This window comes from Marmoricola sp. URHB0036, assembly GCF_000426045.1.
Classification (GTDB): domain Bacteria; phylum Actinomycetota; class Actinomycetes; order Propionibacteriales; family Nocardioidaceae; genus Marmoricola.
In genome coordinates this window covers 53628-72500 of sequence record NZ_AUEP01000012.1, presented here as the reverse complement: position 1 = coordinate 72500, position 18873 = coordinate 53628, and the positions used below count along the sequence as shown (strand labels likewise).

Genomic DNA, 18873 nt, shown 5'->3' with positions numbered 1-18873 from the left:
CAGGTGCGTGGATGGGTAGGGGAGCGTCGTGTGGCGAGTGAAGCGGCGGTGTGAACCAGCCGTGGACGCCACACGAGTGAGAATGCAGGCATGAGTAGCGAATGAAGAGTGAGAAACTCTTCCGCCGGATGATCAAGGGTTCCAGGGTCAAGCTAATCTGCCCTGGGTAAGTCGGGACCTAAGGCGAGGCCGACAGGCGTAGTCGATGGACAACGGGTTGATATTCCCGTACCGGCAAAACAGCGACCCTGACGAACCCGGTGATGCTAAGTGCCCAAAACCTCCGGGATCCTTCGGGACGATGGAGGCGGAGCGCACGACCCGAACCGGTAGTAGTCAAGCGATGGGGTGACGCAGGAAGGTAGTCCAACCGCGGCGATGGTAGACCGCGGGTAAGGGTGTAGGGCGCAACGTAGGCAAATCCGCGTTGCATGTGCCTGAGACCTCACGCCGAGTCCGTATGGACGAAGTGGATGATCCTATGCTGTCGAGAAAAACCTCTAGCGAGCTGTGCGCCGCCCGTACCCCAAACCGACTCAGGTGATCAGGTAGAGAATACCAAGGCGATCGAGTGAACCATGGTTAAGGAACTCGGCAAAATGCCCCCGTAACTTCGGGAGAAGGGGGGCCGGATTTGTCAATGCACTTGCTGCAAGAAGCAATGATGGCCGCAGAGACCAGGCCCAAGCGACTGTTTACTAAAAACACAGGTCCGTGCGAAGTTGTAAGACGATGTATACGGACTGACTCCTGCCCGGTGCTGGAAGGTTAAGGGGACGTGTTAGTTCTTCGGAGCGAAGCGCAGAACTTAAGCCCCAGTAAACGGCGGTGGTAACTATAACCATCCTAAGGTAGCGAAATTCCTTGTCGGGTAAGTTCCGACCTGCACGAATGGAGTAACGACTTGGGCGCTGTCTCAACCATGGACTCGGCGAAATTGCACTACGAGTAAAGATGCTCGTTACGCGCGGCAGGACGGAAAGACCCCGGGACCTTTACTATAGTTTGGTATTGGTGTTTGGTTCGACTTGTGTAGGATAGGTGGGAGACTGTGAAACTTGGACGCCAGTTCAGGTGGAGTCAACGTTGAAATACCACTCTGGTCGTATTAGATATCTAACCTAGGTCCATTATCTGGATCAGGGACAGTGCCTGATGGGTAGTTTAACTGGGGCGGTTGCCTCCTAAAATGTAACGGAGGCGCTCAAAGGTTCCCTCAGCCTGGTTGGCAATCAGGTTTCGAGTGTAAGTGCACAAGGGAGCTTGACTGTGAGAGTGACATCTCGAGCAGGGACGAAAGTCGGAACTAGTGATCCGGCGCTGGCATGTGGAAGCGGCGTCGCTCAACGGATAAAAGGTACCCCGGGGATAACAGGCTGATCTTCCCCAAGAGTCCATATCGACGGGATGGTTTGGCACCTCGATGTCGGCTCGTCGCATCCTGGGGCTGGAGTAGGTCCCAAGGGTTGGGCTGTTCGCCCATTAAAGCGGCACGCGAGCTGGGTTTAGAACGTCGTGAGACAGTTCGGTCCCTATCCGCCGCGCGCGCAGGAAACTTGAGAAAGGCTGTCCCTAGTACGAGAGGACCGGGATGGACGAACCTCTGGTGTGCCAGTTGTTCTGCCAAGAGCACGGCTGGTTAGCTACGTTCGGAAGTGATAACCGCTGAAAGCATCTAAGCGGGAAGCACGTTTCAAGATGAGGTTTCCCACCGGGTTAACCGGGTAAGGCCCCCAGTAGACGACTGGGTTGATAGGCCGGAGGTGTACAGCAGCAATGCCTAGCCGACCGGTACTAATAGGCCGAGGGCTTGTCCCTCAAAGATGTTGCGCGTCCACTGTGTGGCTCCCGAGTTACGGTCGGGAGTCATGATCGATCCCTTCGGGGATCCATGGCTTTTGCATAACTCCATAGAGTTTCGGCGGCCATAGCGAAAGGGAAATACCCGGCTCCATTCCGAACCCGGAAGTCAAGCCTTTCAGCGCCGATGGTACTGCGACCGGGAGGTCGTGGGAGAGTAGGACGTCGCCGGACATAACGTTGCTAAGGGCCGCCCCCTCGTGGGGCGGCCCTTAGTCTTTTCCCCAGCACCCGTATGTCACCAGGAGCAAGTCGTGCCCGAAGACCGCCAGCCTCGCAAGCCCCGCGACAGCGGAGGTCGGCCGAGCCGGCCCCAGGGCGGCGGACAGCCAAGTGCCGGTCGCTCCGGTGGCAAGCCCGCGCGACGCGGCGCCCCGAAGCGGGACGGCCAGACGCGCGACGGCCGCCGCGAGTTCAGCCGGCCGCGCCGCGATGACCGGGACCGCAACGAGTCGCGCACGGAGAGCCAGGCACGCTACGACGGGCCACCGATCCCCGAGGAGGTCACCGGCCGGGAGCTCGACCGCTCCGTGCAGGCACAGCTGAAGTCGCTGCCGGAGAAGCTCGGGCTGCGCGTGGCTCGCCACCTCGTGGCGGCCGGGCTGTTGATCGACTCCGAGCCCAGGACCGCCTACGAGCACACCCTGGCCGCTCGTGCCCGGGCCAGCCGTCTGGCCGTGGTGCGCGAGGCCGTCGGCGAGGCGGCGTACGCCGCGGGGGAGTACGCCGAGGCGCTGGCCGAGCTGCGCGCCGCCAAGCGGATGAACGGCGTCCAGGACTACGTCGCGATCATGGCCGACTGCGAGCGTGCGCTGGGTCGCCCCGACCGGGCGCTGGCGTTGGTCCGCAACGCACCCAAGGACAAGCTGGCGCCCGCCCTGCTGGCCGAGCTCACCATCGTGGAGGCCGGCGCCCGACGCGATCGTGGTGAGCTCGACGCGGCGCTGCGCACCCTGGAGAGCTCGCACCTGCTGTCCAAGTCGCGCGAGCCCTGGGTCGCCCGGCTCCGCTACGCCTACGCCGACGCGCTGGTCGAGGCCGGTCGGACCACCGATGCACTGACCTGGTTCCACCGCACCGAGGCCGTCGACGCCGACCAGAACACCGACGCCGTCGATCGGGCCGCCGCGCTCGAGAAGTCCCTCGGCGAGTGATTCGTGCTCGGCAGCTCTGAGCGTCCACTGCAGGAGACCTACGACGTCGCGGTGCTCGACCTCGACGGCGTGGTCTACGTCGGACCCGACGCGGTGCCGGGTGCCCCCGAGGCGCTGAATGCTGCGCAGGCGGGGGGCATGCACCTCGCGTTCGTCACCAACAACGCGGCGCGTCCGCCACAGGAGATCGCCGGCCAGCTGCGCGCGTTCGGGGTGGACGCCCATGACGAGGACGTCGTCACCAGCTCACAGGCGGCCGCCCGGCTGCTCAGCACCCAGCTGGAACAGGGCAGCAAGGTCTACCTGATCGGCGGGACCGGACTGGAGCAGGCCCTGCGAGAGCGCGGGCTCGAGCCGGTCACGGAGCCGGACGACGACGTCGCCGCCGTGGTCCAGGGCTACGGCCCGGACATGCCCTGGAAGCGGGTGGTACGCGGCGCCGTGCTGCTGAACCAGGGGCTGCCCTGGGTGGCGAGCAACACCGACATGACCTTTCCCACCGCCAAGGGGGTCGGGCCGGGCAACGGCGCACTCGTCGAGCTGCTGGCCAGGTTCTCCGGCCGCGAGCCGCAGGTGGCCGGCAAGCCGAAGGCGCCCCTGTTCGAGGAGACCATCACCCGGGTCGGCGGTCGCCATCCGTTGGTGGTCGGCGACCGGCTGGACACCGACATCGAGGGTGCGGTGACGATGGGGTGGGACAGCCTGCTGGTCCTGACCGGGGTCACCGGGCTCGAGGAGCTGGTGAGTGCCACCAAGGACCGACGACCGACGTACGTCGGGCCGGATCTCGGCGCGCTGGCCGAGGCACAGACCTCGCCCGAGGTGACCGAAGGCGCTGTCGCGCTGGGCGGCTGGACCGTCTCGGTCGGGGGCGGTCGGCCCGAGATCGAGGGTGCCGGATCGGCCGGTGACTGGTGGCGTGCGGTGGCCGTCGCGGCCTGGCGCCATCTCGACGACACGGGACAGCCTGTCGAGATCGGTGACGTGCAGGTTCCGCAGTAGCGTGTCGCCCATGAGCGAGATGTCTGACTGGGCAGCTGGTCGAGCAGCGAGCGACGCGAACGAGCAGGCGACCCCGGTCGAGCCCGAGACCACAGGGGACGAGTCGGTCGACGCGGTCGTCGCGTCGCTCCGAGGCCTGGACGACCTGCCGGTGTCCGAGCACGTAGCTGTCTTCGAGCGCGCGCACGAGTCGTTGCGCCAGGTGCTCAGCGGCGCCGCCGAGCGCTCGCCGGCGACCCAGAGCTGAGCCGTGCCGCCTCGGCGACTGAGGCTGGACGCCGAGCTGGTCCGCCGCGGCCTTGCCCGTTCCCGGGAGCACGCGAGTGAGCTGATCGCTGCCGGGCGCGTCCGGGTCAACAAGGCGGTGGCCACCAAGGCCGCCACCGGCGTGACCACCGACGCCGACCTGGTCGTGCGGGCGGACCCCGACAGCCCCGACTACGCCAGCCGCGGCGCGCACAAGCTGCTCGGCGCGCTGGCCGACTTCGGGCCGCTCGGCCTCGAGGTCGAGGGTCGCCGCTGCCTGGACGCCGGGGCGTCGACCGGTGGCTTCACCGACGTGCTGCTGCGAGCGGGGGCGGCAGAGGTGGTGGCGGTCGACGTCGGCTACGGCCAGCTCGTCTGGGCGCTGCAGAACGACCCTCGCGTCCACGTCCACGACCGCACCAACATCCGGGAGATCGACGCCGAGACGATCGGGGGACCGGTGGACCTGGTGGTGGGGGACCTCTCGTTCATCTCGCTGACGCTCGTGCTGGAGGCCCTCATCGCGGTCACCCGCCCCGACGGCGACCTCGTGCTGATGGTGAAGCCGCAGTTCGAGGTCGGCAAGGAGCGGCTGGGCAAGGGCGGGGTGGTGCGCGACCTCGGGCACCGGGCCGATGCCGTCGAGACCGTCACGCGTGCGGCCGCCGCCCGCGGCTGGGGCGCGCGGGCGGTCACGACCAGCCCGTTGCCCGGTCCGTCGGGCAACGTGGAGTTCTTCCTCTGGCTGCGGGCCGGAGAGACCGAGCTGGACCGGGACGCGATCGAGGCCGAGGTGGCCCGTTCCGCGGCCTGGGGGGTGGCGGGTGAGAAGGTGAAGCCGTGACCGACGTACGCCGCATCCTGCTGCTCGCCCACACCGGGCGCGAGGAGGCACGCGACGTCGCAGGCGCCGTGGTGGCCTCACTGCTCGACCGCGGACTCGTCGTACGCCTGCTGGAGGACGAGGCCAAGGAGCTCGACCTGCCCGGCCACGAGGGCGTCGAGTCGGTCTCCCTCGAGGACGTCCGGCCCGCCGAGTGCGAGCTCGCACTGGTGATCGGCGGCGACGGCACCATCCTGCGGGCGGCCGAGCTCACCCACGGCACCGGGACCCCCCTGCTCGGCGTCAACCTCGGCCACGTCGGCTTCCTCGCGGAGGCCGAGAGCGAGGACGTCGAGAAGATGATCGAGCTGATCGTCGAGCGGCACTACACCAGCGAGGAACGGCTCACCATCGACGTCGACGTCTACCAGGGCAAGGAGCTCGTCGAGAGCACCTGGGCGCTCAACGAGGCGAGCGTCGAGAAGGCTGCCCGCCAGCGGATGCTCGAGGTGATCGTCGAGGTCGACGGACGTCCGCTGAGCCGTTTCGGCTGCGACGGAGTCGTCTGCGCCACGCCGACCGGCTCCACGGCGTACAACTTCAGCGCCGGAGGCCCGGTCGTCTGGCCCGGTGTCGAGGCACTGCTGATGGTACCGATCAGCGCGCACGCGCTCTTCTCGCGCCCGATGGTGGTGGCGCCGACGTCGGTGCTCGCCGTCGAGGTGCTCGCCCAGACCGAGGGGGCCGGCGTGCTGTGGTGCGACGGCCGACGCACCGTCGACCTACCGCCGGGCGCGCGCATCGAGGTTCGCCGCGGGCATTCGCCGATCCGGCTGGTGCGGCTGCACCAGGCCCCGTTCACCGACCGCCTGGTCGCCAAGTTCGGTTTGCCCGTCGAGGGCTGGCGCGGCTCCGCCGACCGGCGCAGGCGCTCCGGGGACCGGTGACCCAGGAAGTGAGTGGGCCGCGATGATCGAGGAGATCCGGATCAGCTCCCTGGGCGTCATCGACGAGTCGGTGCTGGAGCTCGGCGAGGGACTGACCGTGATCACCGGTGAAACCGGAGCCGGCAAGACCATGCTGGTCACCGCGCTGGGCCTGCTGCTGGGTGGCCGGGCCGACACCGGAGCCGTGCGCACCGGTGCTCGCGCTGCCCGGGTCGAGGGTGTCGTCCGCGCCGACGAGCTGCTCGGCGAGATCGCAGAAGAGCATGGCGGCGAGGTCGAGTCCGGCCAGCTGCTGCTCGGTCGGCAGGTCTCGGCCGAGGGTCGTTCGCGCGCCTTCCTCGGTGGTGCGTCGGTGCCCGCCTCGGCGTTGGCGCGCGTCGGAGACGTGCTGGTGGCCGTGCACGGCCAGTCCGACCAGCACCGCCTGCTGCGGCCCGAGGCCCAGCGCGATGCGCTCGACGCCTTCGCCGGTGTCGAGCTGGCGGTGGTGCTCGACCGCTACCGGGCCGGCTTTGCCCGGCTGCGACGGGTCGAGGCCGACCTGCGCGAGGTGCTCGGATCCGCTCGCGAGCGGGCCCGCGAGGCAGACGTGCTCCGGCTCGGCCTCGAGGAGATCGAGGCTGTGGACCCGCAACCCGGCGAGGAGCAGTCGCTGGCCACCGAGGAGACCAGGCTCGGCTTCGCCGACACCTTGCGCACGGCCGCCGAGACGGCCCGCGAGGCGCTCTCCTCAGACCAGGACGCCCCCGACGCGTTGGGTGCCATGGCCGCTGCGCGCCGGGCACTGGAGAGCGTGCGCGAGCACGATCCCGAGGTCGCGGCTCTGGCCGACCGGGTCGCGGAGGTCAGCTACCTGCTGGTCGACGTGGCGGCCGATGTCGCGTCGTACTCCTCGGCGGTCGAGACCGATCCGGCCCGGCTGGCTGCGGTCTCCGAACGACGGGCGGCGCTGACCGCGCTCACCAGGAAGTACGGCGAGACGGTCGACGAGGTCCTCGACTGGGCCCGCGACGCGTCGCAGCGACTGGCGAACCTCGACGGCTCCGACGAGCGGGTCGCCGAGCTGCGCGCCGAGCGCGAGGAGCTGCGCCGGACACTGGCGCAGGAGGCCGCCCAGCTGACCGGGCTGCGCCGCAAGGCCGGCGAGCGGCTGTCCACGACCGTGACCGACGAGCTGCACGCGCTGTCGATGCCGCACGCCCGGTTCGAGGTCCGGCTCGACAGCGTCGAGGACGAGCACGGCCTCGAGATCGGCACGGCCCGTCTGCACTTCACCGCCACCGGCGTCGACGAGGTCGAGCTGGTGCTGGCCGCCAACACCGGGTCGGAGCCGCGTCCGCTGAGCAAGGGAGCGTCCGGGGGCGAGCTGTCGCGGGTGATGCTCGCCATCGAGGTCGCGCTGGCCGACACCCGACCGGTGCCGACGTTCGTCTTCGACGAGGTCGACGCGGGGGTCGGAGGCAAGGCGGCCGTCGAGATCGGCAAGCGGTTGGCGGCGCTGGCGAGGTCCTCGCAGGTGCTCGTCGTGACCCACCTGCCCCAGGTGGCGGCGTTCGCGGACCGCCATGTCGTCGTACGCAAGAGCAGCGACGGCACGGTCACCACCTCCGGGCTCGACGCGCTCGACGACGCCGGCCGGGTCCAGGAGCTCTCCCGGATGCTGGCCGGGCTCGAGGAGTCGGACACCGCGATGGCCCACGCGCAGGAGCTGCTGGACGTCGCGCGGGAGTCGGCAGTGCCGGCCCGCGGTGTCGCGGCACGACGGTCCCGAAAGTCTTGATAGGGTTGAACCCCGTGGAGATCTGCACAGTCTGTGTCACACGAACCCACGGGGAGCCCTCTTGGTAGCGCCGCAGCCGACCAAGCACGTCTTCGTCACCGGAGGCGTCGCATCGTCCCTCGGCAAGGGGCTCACCGCCTCGAGCCTGGGCCGGCTGCTCCGCTCACGCGGACTGCGGGTCACCATGCAGAAGCTCGACCCCTACCTCAACGTCGACCCCGGGACGATGAACCCGTTCCAGCACGGCGAGGTGTTCGTCACCAACGACGGCGCCGAGACCGACCTCGACATCGGCCACTACGAGCGCTTCCTCGACACCGACCTCAACCAGATCGCCAACGTCACCACCGGGCAGGTCTACTCGACGGTGATCGCCAAGGAGCGACGCGGGGACTACCTCGGCGACACCGTCCAGGTCATCCCGCACATCACCAACGAGATCAAGGACCGCGTCCTCGCCATGGGTGGCGACGACATCGACGTGGTGATCACCGAGGTCGGCGGCACCGTCGGCGACATCGAGTCGTTGCCGTTCCTCGAGGCCGCCCGCCAGGTGCGCCACGACGTGGGCCGCGACAACGTCTTCTTCCTGCACGTCTCGCTGGTGCCGTGGATCGGCCCGTCGCAGGAGCTCAAGACCAAGCCGACCCAGCACTCCGTTGCCGCGCTGCGCTCGATCGGCATCCAGCCCGACGCCATCGTGTGCCGCTCCGACCGCGAGCTGCCCGCCTCGGTGAAGAAGAAGATCTCGCTGATGTGCGACGTCGACCAGGAGGCCGTGGTGACGGCCGCCGACGCGCCCTCCATCTACGACATCCCGAAGGTGCTGCACCGCGAGGGACTCGACGCCTACCTCGTACGCCGCCTCAACCTGCCCTTCCGCGACGTCGACTGGACGCTGTGGGACGACCTGCTGCAGCGGGTGCACCACCCCAACGAGGAGGTGACCGTCGGCCTGGTCGGCAAGTACATCGACCTGCCCGACGCCTACCTGTCCGTCGTCGAGGCGCTGCGGGCCGGTGGCTTCGCCCACGAGGCCCGCGTCAACATCGAGTGGATCCCCTCCGACGAGTGTGCGACGACCGAGGGCGCCACCCGTCGCCTGGCCGACCTCGACGCGATCTGCGTCCCCGGCGGCTTCGGCATCCGCGGCATCGAGGGCAAGCTCGGCGCGCTGACCTTCGCCCGCACCCACAAGATCCCGACCCTGGGCCTCTGCCTCGGGTTGCAGTGCATGGTGATCGAGTTCGCCCGCGAGCAGGCGGGCCTCGAGAAGGCCGCGTCCACGGAGTTCGACCCCGACTGCCCCGAGCCGGTGATCGCGACCATGGCCGAGCAGCACGCCTACGTCGAGGGCGCCGGCGACCTCGGCGGCACCATGCGGCTCGGCCTCTACCCGGCCGAGCTCAAGGAAGGCAGCGTCATCCGGGCGACGTACGACGCGCCGCGGGTCGAGGAGCGTCACCGGCACCGCTACGAGGTCAACAACGCCTACCGCGAGCAGCTCGAGGCGGCCGGGCTGGTGTTCTCCGGGACCTCGCCGGACAACAACCTGGTCGAGTTCGTGGAGCTGCCGGCCGAGGTGCACCCCTACTACGTCGCGACCCAGGCCCACCCCGAGCTGCGGTCCCGCCCCACGCGCCCGCACCCGTTGTTCGCAGGCCTGATCGGCGCCGCGATCCAGCGCCAGCGCGAGCTGCTCATCCCGATCGACGAGAGCGCCCTGCGCCGCCGCTGGGTGGCCGACGACGACGTCACGATGGACGAGCCCGCACCTGAGGCGGACGCCGAGAGCGAGAAGGCCGGCGACCCGGCGCTCGACCGTGCCTGACCCGGGATCAGACCTGGCACCAGACCTGGCACCAGACCTGGCCGATGAGCACCTCAGCTGGCCCGTCCTCAGCAGCCGCGACCTCCACCGCGACGCCTGGGTGGTGGCGCTGCGCGAGGACGTCGTGCAACGGCCCGACCATCCCGAGGAGACCTTCGGCCGTCTCGTGGTCGAGCACCCCGGCGCCGTCGTCGTGCTGGCCCTCGACGATGACGAGCGCGTCTGTTGCCTGCGGCAGTACCGCCATGCCGGTGGCGGGGTGTTCGTGGAGCTCCCGGCCGGGTTGTGCGACAAGGACGGCGAGGACCCCCAGGTGACCGCCGCCCGCGAGCTCCAGGAGGAGGCCGAGCTGCGGGCCGAGCACTGGCGACACCTGGTCACGCTCTACCCGAGCGCCGGCCTCACCGACGAGCTGCACCACCTCTACCTCGCGACCGGGCTCACCCACGCCGGTCGCGGCGACTTCGAGCTGCACGCCGAGGAGGCCGAGATGGAGCAGGTCTGGGTGCCGGTCGACGAGCTCCTCGAGGCGGTCCTCGACGGCCGGGTCCGGGAGGGCCCACTGGCGGCCGCCGTACTCACCTATGACGCTCTGAAGCGACGGGGGCGGCTGTGACCGACGCACGGATCGACGCGCTGCTGCGCGAGCACGCGGTCGTCGACGGGCACAACGACCTGCTCTGGCTGGCCCGCGAGCAGGTCGGCTACGACTTCGACCGGCTGGAGATCACGGACACCGAGATGTGCCAGTCGGCGGGCGCGCACACCGACCTGCCCCGCCTGCGGGCCGGGGGAGTGGGCGCACAGTTCTGGTCGGTGTTCGTGCCGGCGACGTTGGCCGGCGACGAGGCGGTGACCGCGACGCTGGAGCAGATCGACGCCGGACACACCATGATCCGTCGGTACGCCGACGACCTGGCCCTCGCGACCACGGTCGAGGACATCGAGCGCGCCTGGCAGCAGGGCAGGATCGCCAGCCTGATGGGTGCCGAGGGCGGCCACCAGATCAACGAGTCGCTCGGCACCCTGCGGATGCTGCACCGCCTCGGGGTGCGCTACCTGACCCTGACCCACAACGACAACGTGCCGTGGGCCGACTCGGCCACCGACGAGCCGGTGCTCGGCGGACTCTCGGACTTCGGTCGCGAGGTGGTCTCGGAGATGAACCGGATCGGCATGCTCGTCGACCTCAGCCACGTGAGTGCCGACGTGATGCGTCAGGCGCTCGACGTCTCGACCGTGCCGGTGATCTTCTCGCACTCCTCGGCCCGGGCCGTGTGCAACCACCCGCGCAACGTGCCCGACGACGTCCTGCAACGGCTGTCCGGCAACGGCGGCGTGTGCATGGTGACGTTCGTGCCGATGTTCGTGAACCAGGCCGTCCGCGACTGGCACGCCGCCGGCGAGGAGGGGGAGCACCCGCCGGCCACGCTCGACGATGTGGTCGCACACGTCGAGCACGTGCGCGAGGTGGCCGGGGTCGAGCACGTCGGGCTCGGCGGCGACTACGACGGCACCGACTGGTTGCCGCAGGGCCTCGAGGACGTCACCGGCTATCCACGCCTGCTCGCGGCTCTGGCCGACCGTGGCTGGTCCGACGACGACCTCGCCCGGCTGACCTGCCGCAACGTGCTGCGGGCGATGGGGGACGCCGGTCTGACGTCGGAGCGACAGGAATAGAGTGACGAAGGTCGCCCCGACGACGTGGCGACACCCGCCGGCCCTGGCGGTGAACTACAGGAGGCAACGTTGCGCATCGGCGTACCCAAGGAAGTCAAGAACCACGAGTACCGCGTGGCGATCACGCCCATCGGGGTGCACGAGCTGGTGGCCCACGGTCACGAGGTGAGCGTCGAGAAGGACGCGGGTGTCGGGTCGCAGATCGATGACGCGGAGTACGTCGCCGCCGGCGCCACGATCATCGACTCGGCCGACGACGTGTGGGGTCAGGCCGAGATGGTGCTCAAGGTCAAGGAGCCGGTCTCCGAGGAGTACCACCGGATGGCCGAGGGGCAGGTGCTGTTCACCTACCTCCACCTCGCCGCCGACCAGCCGCTGACCGAGGAGCTGGCCAAGCGCAAGGTCACCGGCATCGCCTACGAGACCGTGCAGCTGCCGTCCGGGGGGTTGCCGTTGCTGTACCCGATGTCCGAGGTCGCCGGGTGCCTGGCACCGCAGGTCGGCGCCTACTCGCTGATGAAGGCCCAGGGCGGCCGCGGCGTGCTGCTCGGCGGTGTCGGTGGTGTCGCCAACGCCAAGGTCGTCGTGATCGGCGCGGGTGTCTCGGGCCAGAACGCCGCCAACATCGCGCTCGGCATGGGAGCCGACGTCACCCTGCTCGACACCGACCTGGACAAGCTGCGGATGTCGTTCTGGCGCTACAACAACCGGGTGCACGGGCTGGCCTCCTCCAAGCTGGCGATCGAGCAGCAGGTGATGGATGCCGACCTGGTGATCGGTGCGGTGCTGATCCCGGGTGCCAAGGCGCCCAAGCTGGTCAGCAACGAGCTGGTCTCGCGGATGAAGCCCGGCTCGGTGCTGGTCGACATCGCGGTCGACCAGGGCGGCTGCTTCGAGGACACCCATGCCACGACGCACGCCGACCCGACGTACACGGTGCACGACTCGGTGTTCTACTGCGTGGCCAACATGCCCGGTGCGGTGCCGAACACATCGACCTACGCCCTGACCAACGCGACCATGCCGTACGCCGTGGCGCTGGCCAACAAGGGCTGGGAGCAGGCCTGCCGCGACGACCACTCGCTCGCGCTGGGACTGAACACCCACCAGGGCAATGTCACCTACGCGCCCGTGGCGGAGGCCCACGGCATGGACTCGGTGACGCTCGAGTCCGTCCTCGGCTGAGCAGGTGTCGGAGCCGGTCGCAGAGGCGCCGGCCGGTCCGAGCGCGCTCGTCCGTGCCGTCCGCACCTATCTCGACCACCTCGTGGTCGAGCGCGGGCTGGCGGAGAACTCCGTCAAGTCCTACCGGCGCGACCTGAGGCGCTACCTCGGCTACCTCGACAGCGTCGGTGTGAGCGACCTCGACCAGATCACCGAGCAGACGGTGAGCGGGTTCCTGATGGCGCTGCGCGAGGGCGACCGGGATCACCAGCCGTTGAGCGCGACGTCCGCGGGGCGGACCGTGGTCGCGGTCCGGGGCTTCCACAAGTTCGCGGTGCGGGACGGGCTGGCCGCGATCGACCCGTCGGTCGGCGTACGCCCTCCGACGCCGGCCAAGCGGCTGCCCAAGGCGATCCCCCTCGGCGACGTCGAGCGGCTTCTGGAGGCGGCGGGGGCAGCAGGGACGGCGCTGGCGCTGCGTGACCGCGCGCTGCTGGAGATCCTCTACGGCACCGGCGCGCGGATCTCCGAAGCCGTCGGCCTCGACGTCGACGACCTCGAGCTCGAGGACCCGGCGGGCAGCAGCGTGCTGCTGCGCGGCAAGGGGTCGAAGGAGCGGATCGTGCCGGTGGGCCGGTTCGCCCGTGAGGCGGTGCAGGCCTACGTCGTCCGCGGTCGCCCCGAGCTGTTGGAGGCCGGGACCGCCGGTGCGACCGCTCACGGCGCGATGTTCCTCAACGCTCGCGGCGGCCGGCTGTCCCGACAGAGCGCCTGGTCGGTGATCGTGAAGGCGGCCGAGCGCGCCGGCATCACCGCGGAGGTCTCGCCGCACACCCTCCGCCACTCGTTCGCGACCCACCTCCTCGAGGGCGGCGCCGACGTGCGCGTCGTGCAGGAGCTGCTCGGTCACGCCTCGGTGACCACCACGCAGGTCTACACGCTGGTCACGGTCGACAGCCTGCGGGAGGTGTACGCCGCGGCGCACCCGCGGGCGCTGAAGTAGCGGCGGCGGTTTCCCCGGGCGCCCGGGGAAACTGTGGGCGGGCGGGTGAAACATCGGCCCTCCGGCTACAGAATTGCCCGCCCACCCCATCCGGTATGTCGGTTCGGCGGCCGCGACCGGTCAGCGCACCCACCTAGGCTGGCCCTCGTGAGCCCAGCCCTGCGTCTCCTCGACGACGTGACCTGGCGGGGCACTCCTCTTCCGGGGGAGCGGCCTGCTGCGCTGCTGGCTGCGCTCGCGCTGTCGCCGTCGGGGGTGTCCGACGCGAGCCTGATCGACGTGGTGTGGGCCGAGGACCTGCCGGCCAATCCGACCAAGGCGCTACAGGTGCTGGTCTCGCGGGTGCGGTCGCAGTGCGGGGCCGAGGTGCTGGTCCGGCAGGGTAACGGCTACCGGCTCGGGATCGGTCACGAGGAGGTCGATGCGCTGCTGCTCGGGCGGCTGCTGCAGCGGGCCGGCGGCGAGCTGGCCGGAGGTGATCCGGCGAAGGCCGCACTGCTCGCCCGCGAGGCGCTGGACCTGACTGCCGTCGACGACGAGATGGCCGAGGGGCCGCTGGCCGAGGTGCGGTCCCGTGCTCGGCGTTCGGCGCTCGAGGCGCGACGGCTGCTCGGGTTGTCGTTGGCCCGGAGCGGGCGCGAGCGGGAGGCGCTCGAGCACCTGCGCCCGGCGTACGACGGCGCAGGTGACGACAACGAGCTGCTCGAGGCGCTGCTGCGTGCCGAGTCGGTCGTCTCGGGGGTGCCGGTGGCGCTGGCCCGCTACGAGGAGTACCGCCGCGCTCTGCGCGACCGACTCGGAGTGGACCCCTCCGACACCCTGCAGCGGTTGCAGCGCGAGCTGTTGGCGGCCGACGAACCGGTCCGGACTGGCATCCGGTACGACGCCGAGGAGCTGCTCGGTCGCGAGACCGACCTCGCTCGCCTGCGCGCCTCCGTGCGCAGCAGTCGACTCACCTCGATCATCGGCCCCGGCGGCATCGGCAAGACCCGGATCGCCCACGTCCTGGCCCGCGAGGCCACCCAGACGCGGGTGCACTTCGTCGAGCTGGTCGGCATCTCCTCGCCCGACGACGTGATCCCCGAGATCGGCGCCGCCCTGGGGGTGCGCGACTCGGTCACCTCCCGGCGTACGCACACCCTCGCCCAGCGGGCCGACATCCGCGGCCGCATCGCCCAGGAGCTCGACACGGGGCCGGCGCTGCTGGTCCTCGACAACTGCGAGCACGTCGTCGAGGCGGTCGCCGCCCTCGTCGCGTTCCTCCTGGTCACGGCCCGCGACCTGCGCGTCGTCACCACCAGCCGGGCACCGCTGAACATCGCCGCCGAGCACGTCGTACTGCTCGACCAGCTCACCACCGAGGACGGCGCCGCACTGTTCGTACGACGGGCCAGGGCTGCCCGCCCCACCGCGGACCTCGACCCCGCCCTCGTCGACGACGTGGTCGCCCGGCTCGACGGCCTCCCGCTCGCGATCGAGCTGGCCGCCGCGCGCATCCGGACCATGTCCTTGGAGGAGCTGCGCCAGCGGTTGCACGACCGCTTCGCCGTGCTCCGCGGCAAGGACCGGTCGGCCCCGGCGCGACACCAGACGCTCGCGGCCGTGATCGCGTGGTCGTGGGACCTCCTGGGACCACGCGAGCAGCAGGCGCTGGCCTGGCTCTCGATGTTCCACGACGGCCTCAGCATCGGCTCGGCCGAAGCGGTGCTCGGGCCGGACGCCATGGACCTCGTGGAGGCACTGGTCGACCAGTCACTGTTGTCGGTGCGGGAGGCCGACGGGGTCGTGCGCTACCGGATGCTCGAGACCGTCCGCGAGTTCGGCCACCTCCGGCTGAACGATTCGGGGGAGAGCGCCAAGGCGCTGGCCGCCCAGGCAGACTGGGCGCTCCGGGTGTGCGGCAACCTCATGCACGACATGTTCGCCGACGGCCAGGTCGCGGCGGTCGACGAGCTGAGCCACGAGGAGAACAACCTCGCCGACGTGCTGCGCCGGGCGATGACCGAGGACGACGCTGCGGTCGCCGTACCCCTGATGGCCGCGCTGGGGTCCTTTTGGGCCATCACCGGCAACAACCCGCGCGTGTTCGCGATGCTCGACGGGGCCGAGAAGCTGCTCGAGGACTGGGATCCACCGCCCGACCTGGTCATGGAGTCCCAGATGGCGGTCTCGATCCTGATCAGCCACATGGGCTTCTTCCAGGACCGCAACCTCGACTCGATGGTCGCGACGATGGAGCGGCTCGGCGTACCCGACCAGCCCTGGGCCCGGGCGACCTACGCCCTGTTCGTGGAGGCGAGGTCCGACGAGGACCGGCTCGACGCGGTGCTCAAGGTCGCCGACAGCCCGGACCCTGCCACCGCGATGATGGCGCTGCAGTGGGCGGCCAACCTCACCGAGAACTCCGGCGACATCGACGCGGCGTGGGAGTACACCCAGCGCGCACTTGTCGCGCTCGACGACGACACCACTCCGTGGCCGCGCGCGATGCTGCACACCCAGATGGCATTGCTCGCGATGCAGGTCGGGGATCCGGCCACCGCGGCGACGCACGCCGAGACCGCCTGGCCGCTGCTGGTCCGGCTGCACGCCGACGACGACGCCGTGCAGGTGCGGGCCGGGATGGCCATGGGCAAGCTGCTGCTGGGTGACGTCGAGGAGTGCGAGCGCATCCTGGGCGAGGTCCGCAAGATGAAGCAGGGTCCCTCGTTCGGCGGCCACACCACCGAGTCGACGACCCGGGCCGAGCTGGCCCTGGCCCGAGGTGATGTCGCCACCGGCCTCAAGGTCTACTACGACGCGATCGGGGAGATGGCCGCCATCAGGTTCCCCGGCATGGACGCTTCCGGCATGGAGCCGTGGACCATCGTCGCCCGCGCTGCCGCCCTGACCGCCCACGTGCGGTACGCCGAGACGGCCGAGCAGCGCACCGTGCGCGACCAGCTCGCGGTGGACCTGCTCGACACCGGCGCGCGGTTGCTCGCCATGGCCGACTCGTTCCTGGACTACCCGGTGACCGGGATGCTGCTGGCCGGGGTCGGGGCGTGGCTGCTCGACCGCGATGTCGAGACGGAGGCCGGCGTACGCCTGCTGGCGCTGGCGCGCTGCTTCTCCTACAACCGGACCTTCCCGGTGATGGCGTGGGAGCCGCTGGCCGAGCTGGCCGAGCGCGCGCGGCCCGGCCGGCTCGCCGCGCTCCTGGAGGAGTACGACGGGCGACCGGGCCGTTCGCTGACCGGGGAGGTGGCGGACCTCCTCGCCCAGGCGCAGGAAGCCGTCAGATCTTCCGCTTGAAGCTGCGTACCGACAGCGGGGCGAAGATCGCCACCACGATGGCCAGGGCCAGCACCGACCAGCCGACCTCGGCGGTGATGGTGCCCTCGTTGGCGAGCGAGCGGACCGCGGAGACGACGTGCGAGACCGGGTTCAGCTTGACGAAGGTCTGCAGCCAGTCCGGCAGCGTGCTGGCCGGGACGAAGGCGTTGGACAGGAAGGTCAGCGGGAACATCACCATCAGCGAGTAGCCCTGCACGATCTGGGCGCTCTTGCCCACCGTGCCGAACCAGGTGAACACCCAGGCGAGCGACCAGCCGGTGAAGACGGCGAGCACGATGGCGCCGGTCAGCCCGACCACGCCGCCGCCGGGCCGGTAGCCCATGGCGATGCCGGTGGCGAAGGTCAGGGTCGCGGCGATGGCGTAGCGCAGGGTGTCCGCCACCATCGGACCGGCCAGTGGCGCGATCCGGGAGATGGGCAGCACCCGGAACCGGTCGAAGACGCCCTTGTCCATGTCCTCGCGCAGCTGCACGCCGGTGGCCACGCAGGCCGTCATCACCGTCTGCGCGATCAGCCCGGGGATCAGGATCGGCAGGTAGGAGCTGACGTCGCCGGACACGGCGCCACCGAAGATGACGGCGAACATCGCGGTGAACAGCAGCGGTTGGAGGGTGACGTCGAAGAACTGCTCGAAGTTGCGGCGCATCTTCAGCATGGCCCGCCAGGCCATGGTCATGGTCTGGCTGAGCGTGTCGGCCAGGCTGACCCGGGTGGGCAGGTTGGCCGCGGGGTGCAGCTCGGGCGTGCGTGTCATGGTGCTCATCGGACCGCCTCCAGGTCGTTCGAGTCGCGGCCGGTCGGCGGGTCGGTGTCAGCGCCGCCCTCACCGGTGTCGTGGCCGGTGAGTGCCAGGAAGACCTCGTCGAGCGAGGGCTTCTGCACGGTCACCGAGTCGATGTGGATCTGCTGTTCGCGCAGGCCGACGAGCACGTCGACGGCCTGGTCGCTGCGCTGCAGGGCGATGTTCATCCGCCGGGCCTCCGGGGTGAGCACCGGCGATTCCCCGATCAGCCGCTCCGCGATGCTGGCGGCCACGGGGATGTCGTCGGCCGAGACCAGCTGGAGCTGGAGGGTCGAGCGGCCGACCGAGGACTTGAGCTCGTCGGAGGTGCCCTCGGCGACCTTGCGGCCCTGGTCGATGACCGCGATGCGGTCGGCGAGCTGGTCGGCCTCGTCGAGGTACTGGGTGGTGAGCAGGATGGTGCTGCCCTGCTCCACGAGCTCCCGGATGGTCGTCCACATCTGGCCACGGGTGCGCGGGTCCAGGCCGGTGGTCGGCTCGTCGAGGAAGATCAGCGGCGGACGGGTGATCAGGCTGGCCGCCAGGTCGAGCCGGCGACGCATGCCTCCGGAGAACTGAGCGATCTGCTTGGTGGCCGCCTCCTCCAGCCCGAACTGGGTGAGCAGGCGGGCCGCGGTCTCGCGGGCGGCGGGGCGGCTGAGGCCCTGCAGGCGGCCGAACAGGACGAGGTTCTCGGTGGCGGTGAGGTTCTCGTCGACCGAGGCGTACTGCCCGGTGACCCCGAGGAGCTGGCGTACGACGTGCGGGTTGGTGCGCACGTCGACACCGAAGATGCTGCCCTCGCCCCCATCGATCGGGAGGAGGGTGGCGAGCATCTTGAGCATGGTGGTCTTGCCGGCGCCGTTCGGGCCGAGGACGCCGAACACCTCGCCGCGGCGTACGACCAGGTCGACGCCGTCGACGGCGCGCTGGTCACCGAAGACCTTGACCAGGCCGTGCGCCTCGACGGCCAGCTCGGCCGTCGGTCCAGAGTCGACCTCGGTGGAGAAGTGGTGTGTCGTCATGTCCCGAAGTCTCGGGTGCCCCGGTTTCACGGCAGTTTCACGTCGCACTCGCGGCGCTGCGCCGGTCATCTCGTCGTACACAGGTTTTCCCACAGGACTAGCAGTAATTGTGTGTCCACGGCGAGGCGCTACCCACATCTCCTCCCCAGATTTGGATGATGGACGTGATGCGTTTGCCTACGGCTTGTGACCGATGAGACAGGTGCATAGAGTCGCGCCCGCGGCTTGGCGGTAAGTCGAC

Annotated in this window: 14 protein-coding genes and 2 rRNA genes (1 of these 16 cut by a window edge); 14 read left to right on the top strand and 2 right to left on the bottom strand. The window is 69.8% G+C overall.

Annotated features, from left to right (window positions below):
* The 14 genes from H976_RS0114605 to H976_RS0114540 all read left to right on the top strand — a co-directional run.
* Positions 1–1818, top strand: a 23S ribosomal RNA gene (locus H976_RS0114605); it begins 1286 nt to the left of the window's first position.
* Between the two features lie 99 nt (positions 1819–1917).
* A 5S ribosomal RNA gene (rrf, locus tag H976_RS0114600) occupies positions 1918–2034 on the top strand.
* A gap of 80 nt (positions 2035–2114) precedes the next feature.
* The gene (locus H976_RS26480) at positions 2115–3014 is read left to right on the top strand and encodes a hypothetical protein (RefSeq protein ID WP_051276857.1); all 900 of its coding nucleotides are present in this window, start codon (positions 2115–2117) and stop codon (positions 3012–3014) included.
* A 3-nt stretch (positions 3015–3017) separates the two neighbouring features.
* Positions 3018–4016 carry an HAD-IIA family hydrolase gene (locus H976_RS0114590; RefSeq protein WP_027862144.1) on the top strand — a complete coding sequence of 333 codons (999 nt, stop codon included), beginning with the start codon at positions 3018–3020 and terminating at the stop codon, positions 4014–4016.
* A 10-nt stretch (positions 4017–4026) separates the two neighbouring features.
* Positions 4027–4263: a hypothetical protein gene (locus tag H976_RS26475; protein WP_155918277.1), complete on the top strand. Its 237-nt coding sequence runs from the start codon at positions 4027–4029 to the stop codon at positions 4261–4263.
* Between the two features lie 3 nt (positions 4264–4266).
* Positions 4267–5106: a TlyA family RNA methyltransferase gene (locus tag H976_RS0114580; RefSeq protein WP_027862143.1), complete on the top strand. Its 840-nt coding sequence runs from the start codon at positions 4267–4269 to the stop codon at positions 5104–5106.
* The gene (locus H976_RS0114575) at positions 5103–6032 is read left to right on the top strand and encodes an NAD kinase (RefSeq protein WP_027862142.1); all 930 of its coding nucleotides are present in this window, start codon (positions 5103–5105) and stop codon (positions 6030–6032) included. Before H976_RS0114580 ends, H976_RS0114575 begins: the two co-directional genes overlap by 4 nt.
* Before the next feature lie 22 nt (positions 6033–6054).
* Positions 6055–7812 carry a DNA repair protein RecN gene (gene recN, locus H976_RS26470; protein WP_051276856.1) on the top strand — a complete coding sequence of 586 codons (1758 nt, stop codon included), beginning with the start codon at positions 6055–6057 and terminating at the stop codon, positions 7810–7812.
* A gap of 61 nt (positions 7813–7873) precedes the next feature.
* Positions 7874–9643: a CTP synthase gene (locus H976_RS0114565; RefSeq protein ID WP_027862141.1), complete on the top strand. Its 1770-nt coding sequence runs from the start codon at positions 7874–7876 to the stop codon at positions 9641–9643.
* Positions 9636–10259 carry an NUDIX domain-containing protein gene (locus H976_RS0114560; protein WP_231388940.1) on the top strand — a complete coding sequence of 208 codons (624 nt, stop codon included), beginning with the start codon at positions 9636–9638 and terminating at the stop codon, positions 10257–10259. Before H976_RS0114565 ends, H976_RS0114560 begins: the two co-directional genes overlap by 8 nt.
* Complete coding sequence (locus H976_RS0114555; protein WP_027862139.1) at positions 10256–11323, top strand: dipeptidase; 1068 nt, start codon at positions 10256–10258, stop codon at positions 11321–11323. Before H976_RS0114560 ends, H976_RS0114555 begins: the two co-directional genes overlap by 4 nt.
* 69 nt (positions 11324–11392) lie before the next feature.
* Positions 11393–12508 carry an alanine dehydrogenase gene (gene ald, locus H976_RS0114550; RefSeq protein WP_027862138.1) on the top strand — a complete coding sequence of 372 codons (1116 nt, stop codon included), beginning with the start codon at positions 11393–11395 and terminating at the stop codon, positions 12506–12508.
* 4 nt (positions 12509–12512) lie between these two features.
* The gene (locus H976_RS0114545; protein ID WP_036226614.1) at positions 12513–13490 is read left to right on the top strand and encodes a site-specific tyrosine recombinase XerD; all 978 of its coding nucleotides are present in this window, start codon (positions 12513–12515) and stop codon (positions 13488–13490) included.
* 147 nt (positions 13491–13637) lie between these two features.
* A complete protein-coding gene (locus H976_RS0114540; RefSeq protein WP_027862136.1) occupies positions 13638–16784 on the top strand; it encodes a BTAD domain-containing putative transcriptional regulator in 3147 nt (1048 codons plus the stop codon).
* Here the strand turns inward: H976_RS0114540 and H976_RS0114535 are convergent.
* Both H976_RS0114535 and H976_RS26465 read right to left on the bottom strand, forming a co-directional pair.
* Positions 16768–17589 carry an ABC transporter permease gene (locus H976_RS0114535; protein ID WP_027862135.1) on the bottom strand — a complete coding sequence of 274 codons (822 nt, stop codon included), beginning with the start codon at positions 17587–17589 and terminating at the stop codon, positions 16768–16770. The two genes, H976_RS0114540 and H976_RS0114535, sit on opposite strands and share 17 nt — an antisense overlap.
* On the bottom strand, positions 17586–18632 hold the full coding sequence (locus H976_RS26465; RefSeq protein WP_051276854.1) for an ATP-binding cassette domain-containing protein: 1047 nt from the start codon (positions 18630–18632) through the stop codon (positions 17586–17588). Before H976_RS26465 ends, H976_RS0114535 begins: the two co-directional genes overlap by 4 nt.
* Positions 18633–18873 lie beyond the last annotated feature (241 nt).

What these genes read in the sequence shown, in the direction of transcription:
- H976_RS26475 (WP_155918277.1), top strand. Translation starts at nt 4,027, where the DNA reads ATGAGCGAGATGTCTGACTGGGCAGCTGGTCGAGCAGCGAGCGACGCG.
- recN (WP_051276856.1), top strand. Translation starts at nt 6,055, where the DNA reads ATGATCGAGGAGATCCGGATCAGCTCCCTGGGCGTCATCGACGAGTCG.
- H976_RS0114535 (WP_027862135.1), bottom strand. Translation starts at nt 17,589, where the DNA reads ATGAGCACCATGACACGCACGCCCGAGCTGCACCCCGCGGCCAACCTG.
- H976_RS26465 (WP_051276854.1), bottom strand. Translation starts at nt 18,632, where the DNA reads ATGACGACACACCACTTCTCCACCGAGGTCGACTCTGGACCGACGGCC.